This is a genomic window from Micromonospora sp. NPDC049679 (assembly GCF_040659735.1).
Lineage (GTDB): Bacteria > Actinomycetota > Actinomycetes > Mycobacteriales > Micromonosporaceae > Micromonospora_I.
The window spans coordinates 498-907 of the sequence record NZ_JBFANZ010000082.1 but is presented as its reverse complement, the minus strand read 5'-3'; the positions used below and the strand labels follow the sequence as shown (position 1 = coordinate 907).

The 410-nt window shown below is 71.2% G+C and carries 1 protein-coding gene; it reads right to left on the bottom strand.

From position 1 onward, the window contains the following. On the bottom strand, window positions 1–376 hold a 376-nt coding region (locus AB0J06_RS26205), incomplete at its 3' end, for a hypothetical protein (RefSeq protein ID WP_357432319.1). Window positions 377–410: the final 34 nt, after the last annotated feature.

Sequence of the window (410 nt, the reverse complement as noted above, 5' to 3'; positions counted from 1 at the left end):
CGTACACGAGGGGCACCACCACGCGAATCCCGGTCACCGCCACGGTAACCACCCTCACGAGGGGCACCACCACGCGAATCCCGGTCACCGCCACGGTAACCACCCTCACGGGGAGCACCGCCACGCGAATCCCGGTCACCGCCACGGTAACCACCCTCACGAGGGGCACCGCCACGAGAGTCGGGACGGTCGCCGCCACGGTAGCCACCCTCACGGGGACGGTAACCGCCCTCACGGGGAGCACCGCCACGCGAATCCCGGTCTCCGCCACGGTAACCGCCCTCACGGGGAGCACCGCCACGCGAATCCCGGTCTCCGCCACGGTAACCACCCTCACGAGGGGCACCGCCACGAGAGTCGGGACGGTCGCCGCCACGGTAGCCACCCTCACGGGGACGGTAACCGCCCTC